General features: G+C 56.3%; 7 protein-coding genes. All 7 read left to right on the top strand.

Annotation, left to right across the window (positions count from 1 at the left end; all coding sequences use genetic code 11):
• Window positions 1-539 (top strand): response regulator transcription factor (locus tag K5905_RS26700; protein ID WP_297589935.1); only part of this gene is annotated, 539 nt, incomplete at its 5' end.
• Between the two features lie 22 nt (window positions 540-561).
• Window positions 562-2,379: a sensor histidine kinase gene (locus K5905_RS26695; RefSeq protein ID WP_297589933.1), complete on the top strand. Its 1,818-nt coding sequence runs from the start codon at window positions 562-564 to the stop codon at window positions 2,377-2,379.
• On the top strand, window positions 2,376-2,843 hold the full coding sequence (locus tag K5905_RS26690) for an aldolase (RefSeq protein ID WP_297589931.1): 468 nt from the start codon (window positions 2,376-2,378) through the stop codon (window positions 2,841-2,843). Before K5905_RS26695 ends, K5905_RS26690 begins: the two co-directional genes overlap by 4 nt.
• A gap of 134 nt (window positions 2,844-2,977) precedes the next feature.
• Entirely contained in the window at window positions 2,978-3,382 is a 405-nt protein-coding gene (locus K5905_RS26685; RefSeq protein WP_297589928.1) for a PTS sugar transporter subunit IIA, read from the top strand.
• Between the two features lie 8 nt (window positions 3,383-3,390).
• Window positions 3,391-3,675 (top strand): HPr family phosphocarrier protein, encoded by a 285-nt coding sequence (locus K5905_RS26680; protein WP_297589926.1) that lies wholly within the window; start codon window positions 3,391-3,393, stop codon window positions 3,673-3,675.
• A gap of 102 nt (window positions 3,676-3,777) precedes the next feature.
• Window positions 3,778-5,085 carry a class I SAM-dependent methyltransferase gene (locus tag K5905_RS26675; protein ID WP_297589924.1) on the top strand — a complete coding sequence of 436 codons (1,308 nt, stop codon included), beginning with the start codon at window positions 3,778-3,780 and terminating at the stop codon, window positions 5,083-5,085.
• A gap of 150 nt (window positions 5,086-5,235) precedes the next feature.
• On the top strand, window positions 5,236-5,460 hold a 225-nt coding region (locus K5905_RS26670), incomplete at its 3' end, for a SatD family protein (protein ID WP_297589921.1).

Here is a 5,460-nt window from a genome sequence, read left to right as displayed (position 1 = left end):
AAATGCCGCGCATGGACGGCATGGAGCTGCTGCGCCGGCTGCGTCAGAATTCTGATCTGCCGGTCATATTCCTGACGTCCAAGGATGACGAGATCGACGAACTGTTCGGTTTGAAAATGGGGGCGGATGATTTTATCCGCAAACCCTTCTCCCAGCGCCTTTTGGTCGAGCGCGTGCGGGCAGTTCTCAGACGTGCACAACCGCGCGATGCTTCCACACCGCGTGATGATGCCGATAAACTTCTGGAGCGCGGACAGCTTGTGATGGACCAGGAGCGCCACACCTGCACCTGGAACAACAAGCCCGTCACGTTGACGGTTACGGAGTTTTTGATCCTGTCGGCTTTGGCGCAGCGCCCGGGCGTCGTGAAAAGCCGCAATGCACTGATGGACGCGGCCTATGACGATCAGGTCTATGTGGACGATCGGACCATCGACAGTCACATCAAGCGGCTGCGGAAAAAGTTCAAGGTTGTTGACGACGACTTCGACATGATTGAAACCCTTTATGGTGTTGGCTACCGGTTCCGTGAGGTCTGAAGCAGCCATAGAGCGAATCTGAATGGCGGTTGAAAGCGAGAGTGCAGAGGGAATTGCTGCGTCTGAACCAGCAAACGGTTCGGAACGATCCCGCTTGCGCCGGCTTGGCAACAAACGCCTCCGCCGCCGACTGCTCAATCAGTTCGGCCGGATTTTCGGCACCTATGTCCTGTCCTCGCTGACACGGCGGATTATTGCGATCAATCTTGTCGGTCTGCTCGCGCTTGTGATCGGTATTCTCTATCTCAACCAGTTTCGAGCCGGCCTGATCGATGCGCGGGTCCAGAGTCTTCTGACCCAGGGCGAAATCATCGCGGGTGCCATTGCAGCTTCTGCAACGGTGGATACCGGCGCCATTACGGTCGATCCGGAACGTTTGCTCCAGCTGCAGGCGGGTGAGAGCATCACGCCCACAAGCGACGATCTCGACAATCTCGACTTTCCGATCAATCCGGAACGCGTCGGGCCGGTGCTACGCAGGCTGATTTCCCCGACCAAAACCCGTGCCCGGATCTATGATCCGGAAGGTATCCTGATCCTGGATTCGCGGCATCTCTATTCAAGCGCGCAGATCCTGCGGTTCGACTTGCCGCCGCCCAATGCCCAGGATGCCGGGTTCTGGGACATGGCCTGGCAATGGGCCAAGCGCTGGCTGCGTCAGGGTGACCTGCCGCTCTACCAGGAAGTTGGAGGTGGAGACGGCCGCGCTTACCCCGAAGTCGAAGCCGCGCTTGCCGGCTCCCCGGCGAGCGTCACCCGTATTTCCCAGCGAGGCGAGTTGATTGTTTCGGTCGCGGTGCCGATCCAGCGCTTCCGAGCTGTGCTCGGATCGTTGCTTCTGTCGACGCAGGGCGGCGACATCGATGCCATCGTGCGGGCAGAGCGCATCGCAATCATTCGCGTCTTTCTGTTCGCCGCGACGGTCACGATTCTCTTGTCAATTCTGCTGGCCGGAACGATCGCGGGTCCCGTACGGCGACTGGCAGCGGCTGCGGACCGTGTGCGCAAAGGGACAAATTCGCGCGAGGAAATTCCGAATTTCTCCGACAGGCAGGACGAGATCGGCCATCTGGCCCGCGCCTTCAGCGACATGACAAAAGCGCTTTACAACAAGATCGATGCGATCGAGCAGTTCGCTGCAGATGTGGCGCACGAGCTCAAGAATCCGCTGACGTCCCTGCGCAGTGCGGTGGAAACGCTTCCGCTTGCCAAGTCCAAAAACTCGCAGGACCGGCTCATGGAAGTAATCCAGCACGATGTGCGCCGTCTGGATCGATTGATCAGCGATATTTCAGATGCCTCGCGGCTTGATGCTGAGCTTGCTCGCATTCAGTCCGAAAAGATCGATATCGCCGAATTGCTGCGAAATCTGGCAGACGCAGCCAACGAACGCTCAGGTGTGGAAGAGGCCAACGTCAAACTGTCCGTGGCGAACGCCCAGGGTGCCAAACCTTATCAGATGCTCGGGCACGACATTCGTCTTGGCCAGGTGATCAGCAATCTTCTCGACAATGCCCGGTCGTTCTCACCTACAGACGGCACCGTCCGTGTCGACCTTGGCCGTGAGGGCAAGCGGGTCAAGATCACCATCGATGACGACGGCCCCGGTATCCGGGCGGAAAACACGGAACGCATTTTCGAGCGGTTTTATACCGACCGGCCGGATGGAGAAGGCTTCGGCAACAATTCCGGGCTCGGTCTGTCCATTTCACGGCAGATAATTGAAGCGCATGGCGGCACGATTACGGCAACCAACCGCGTCGAACTTGGTCCGGACGGTAAACAGAAGGTCACCGGCGCCCGCTTCATCATTTATCTGCCAGCAGGACCGGGCAAGTGACCACCCAGACTGTTCATGCCAATTGCCTGATTGTCGGCACGCGCGGTCTTCTGCTCCGCGCAGAGGCCGGTGGCGGTAAGTCTTCCTTGTCGGAAATCCTGATCGAAACGGCAATTTCGAAAGGCAATCAGGGTGTGTTGGTTGCCGACGACCAGGTGTTGCTGTCAGCAGACCGGGGTCGGGTAATCGCCAGCGCTCCGGTGACGATCTCCGGAAAGATGGAAGTCCGGGGATTTGGCCTTGTTGACACACCATTCCAGGCGCGTGCTTGTGTGCACATGCTTGTCGATCTGGTGCCTTTGGAGACAATCGAGCGATTGCCGGAAGATCCGATCACCCGCAAAGAGATCGCAGGGCATCCCCTGCCGGCGATGACTTGCCCTGAGAACAGGCCGGATATCAGTCTCCGCCTGATCCGCTGGGGCTTTCGGAGTTTGTTTCCGGGCAGCCCTGATTATATTTAAGGGATCAATGGTGTTTTTTACTTGCAACTGGAGAGACGGTTGAAGAGAGTGCATCAGACTGATAAACGCCCGTTTCTTCCGGGACCGGACGGAACCATGAGACCACTGCACTCGATAATCAGGCCAAATTACGCATGATCGGACTTGTACTCGTTACCCATGGACGTCTCGCCGAAGAATTTAAATCGGCGCTCGAACATGTTGTTGGCCCTCAGGAACAGGTTGAAACCATTTCCATCGGCCCGGATGACGATATGGAGCAGCGCCGACAGGACATTCTGTCTGCGGTAGAAGCTGCCAATTCCGGTCAGGGTGTTGTTCTGCTGACGGACATGTTCGGCGGCACGCCCTCCAATCTGGCGATTTCGGTCATGGACAGCAAATCCGTTGAAGTGGTGGCTGGTGTCAATCTGCCGATGCTGATCAAGCTTGCCAGCGTCCGTGCGGATCGGGAACTTGCAGATGCGGTTGATGAAGCCCGTCAGGCAGGTCAGAAATATATTTCAGTCGCAAGTCAGGTATTGTCGGGTCAGAACTAAAAGCAAAAATGACATTAGATAGTTTACTGGAAAGAGACCTGACGATTGTAAACCGGCGCGGACTCCACGCGCGGGCATCTGCCAAGCTGGTCAAACTTGTCGAAAAATTTGAAGCGGACGTTCAGGTGTCTAAGGACGGTCAGACTGTCGGCGGTACTTCCATCATGGGACTGATGATGCTCGCGGCGAGCCCGGGATGCTGCATCAGGGTCTGTGTGAGTGGCTCGGACGCCGAAGACGCGCTCTCGGCGATATCCGAACTTGTAGAAAGTGGTTTCGGCGAAGAGGACTGATCTTTCCGGGTTGTGGATTTTCCCGGCCAGGATCTGGCTCGCCCGTAACAGATCTCAAAGAAAACCAGTCGTCTTCTGCAATGATCGAGAAGGGGTGCAAGGGTGGGTCATTCGCAGGTCCGGTTACTTTCAGCTGCACGCACCGTGCTTGCGCATCTTCATGAAGCGCTGGAACTGCAATTCGGTTTTGAGCTGTGGGACGGATCTCTCATTCCTGAAAATGCGCCGGCAGACGGTTTGCGCATAGCCATTTCTGAAGCCGCTCTGACCAGGCTTTTGCGTCGCCCCGGCATCAAGACCGTGATCGATCTCTATTCCACGGCAGACATAGATCCGCGCGGTGGAACGATTTTTGAATTTGCCGAAAAACGCCCCAAGGTCAAAGGCCGTGAAGTTCGCAAGCGACTGAGCAAGAGACTTTTGCTCAAGAATGCCCTGCCTCTGCTGCGCGGCGTCAGATCGAACCCGGAATCCAGACAGGAGGATGGCAACGATGCGGGCAAGGGCGCTGATCGCAGCTCCGGCAGCCGAAAGGACGACATCGCGTTTCACTACGATGTCTCGAACGATTTTTACCGGCTCTTTCTAGATCCCAAGATGGTTTACACCTGCGCCTATTTCACCGACTGGGACAACGATCTGGCAACCGCACAAACCGACAAGCTGGACATGATTTGCCGGAAACTGAGGCTGAAGCCCGGCGATCGTATGTTGGACATCGGCTGCGGGTGGGGCGCACTTATCTGTCACGCTGCCGAGCATTACGGGGTCACGGCGGTGGGCGTGACGCTGGCTGAAGAACAGCTGAAGCTCGCCCGGGAGAACATCGCGGCCCGAAACCTTGAGGACAAGGTATCGGTCGAGCTGATTGACTATCGCCACATGGATGGAAAATTCGACAAGATTTCATCCATCGGCATGTTCGAGGCCGTTGGTCTCGACAATTACGACAATTATTTCCAGAGCGTTCATCGCCTGCTGAAGCCCCGCGGTCTTTACCTTCATCATGCGATCACCCGGCGCGGCAAAAAGGATCTGAAAGCCTTCCGCCGCAAAAAGCCGGAATATCAGGCACTGGTCCGCTACATCTTCCCGGGCGGAGAAGTGGATCACATCGGCTGGACGTTGACCAATCTGGAAGCGCATGGCTTTGAAGTTCACGACGTCGAAGCCTGGCGGGAACATTACGCTCGCACGACCCGCCTTTGGGCGGAAAACCTCATGCAGGTGAAAGACGCGGCGATTGCGGAAGTCGGTTCCCAGAAATACCGGCTGTGGCTGGCCTATCTTTGCGGTGTCTCGCTCGGATTTCATCGGGGCACGATCGGTATCTTTCAAACGGTCACGTCAAAACGGACAAAGGGACCGTCCGGCATGCCGCCGACCCGTAAGCACCTTTACCGTCGCTGAAGTGCAGTGTTTGACATTCATAGGAAGTTTATGAAGTTAAATCGCTTCAATTTTGACAAGAGAAGTTTTTTGACTTCATTTATTGAAAAAGAAGTTCTTTAGCTTCAATATGGTGTCGGAAAAGGCGAACCAGACTGTCAGGTCATGAAAATGGACGACGACACAGGGAAATTATCGGTTCTCATGGGCGACGTCATCGGCAGCGAGCAGATGGAGCGCAGCCGGTTGCATGCACGCTTCAACAGCGCCGTCCAGGCGATCAATACCGAATACGGGTCTTTGCTTCTGTCGCCTTTGACGATCACGCTGGGGGATGAATTTCAGGGATTGCTGCCAGGTTCCGCCGAGGCCTTTCAGATAGCAAATGTGCTTCGC

It is taken from the genome of Roseibium sp. (genome assembly GCF_025698965.1).
Taxonomy (GTDB): domain Bacteria; phylum Pseudomonadota; class Alphaproteobacteria; order Rhizobiales; family Stappiaceae; genus Roseibium.
This window is presented reverse-complemented; position numbering and strand designations above follow the sequence as displayed.

What these genes read in the sequence shown, in the direction of transcription:
- K5905_RS26680 (WP_297589926.1), top strand. Translation starts at nt 3,391, where the DNA reads ATGACATTAGATAGTTTACTGGAAAGAGACCTGACGATTGTAAACCGG.
- K5905_RS26695 (WP_297589933.1), top strand. Translation starts at nt 562, where the DNA reads ATGGCGGTTGAAAGCGAGAGTGCAGAGGGAATTGCTGCGTCTGAACCA.
- K5905_RS26685 (WP_297589928.1), top strand. Translation starts at nt 2,978, where the DNA reads ATGATCGGACTTGTACTCGTTACCCATGGACGTCTCGCCGAAGAATTT.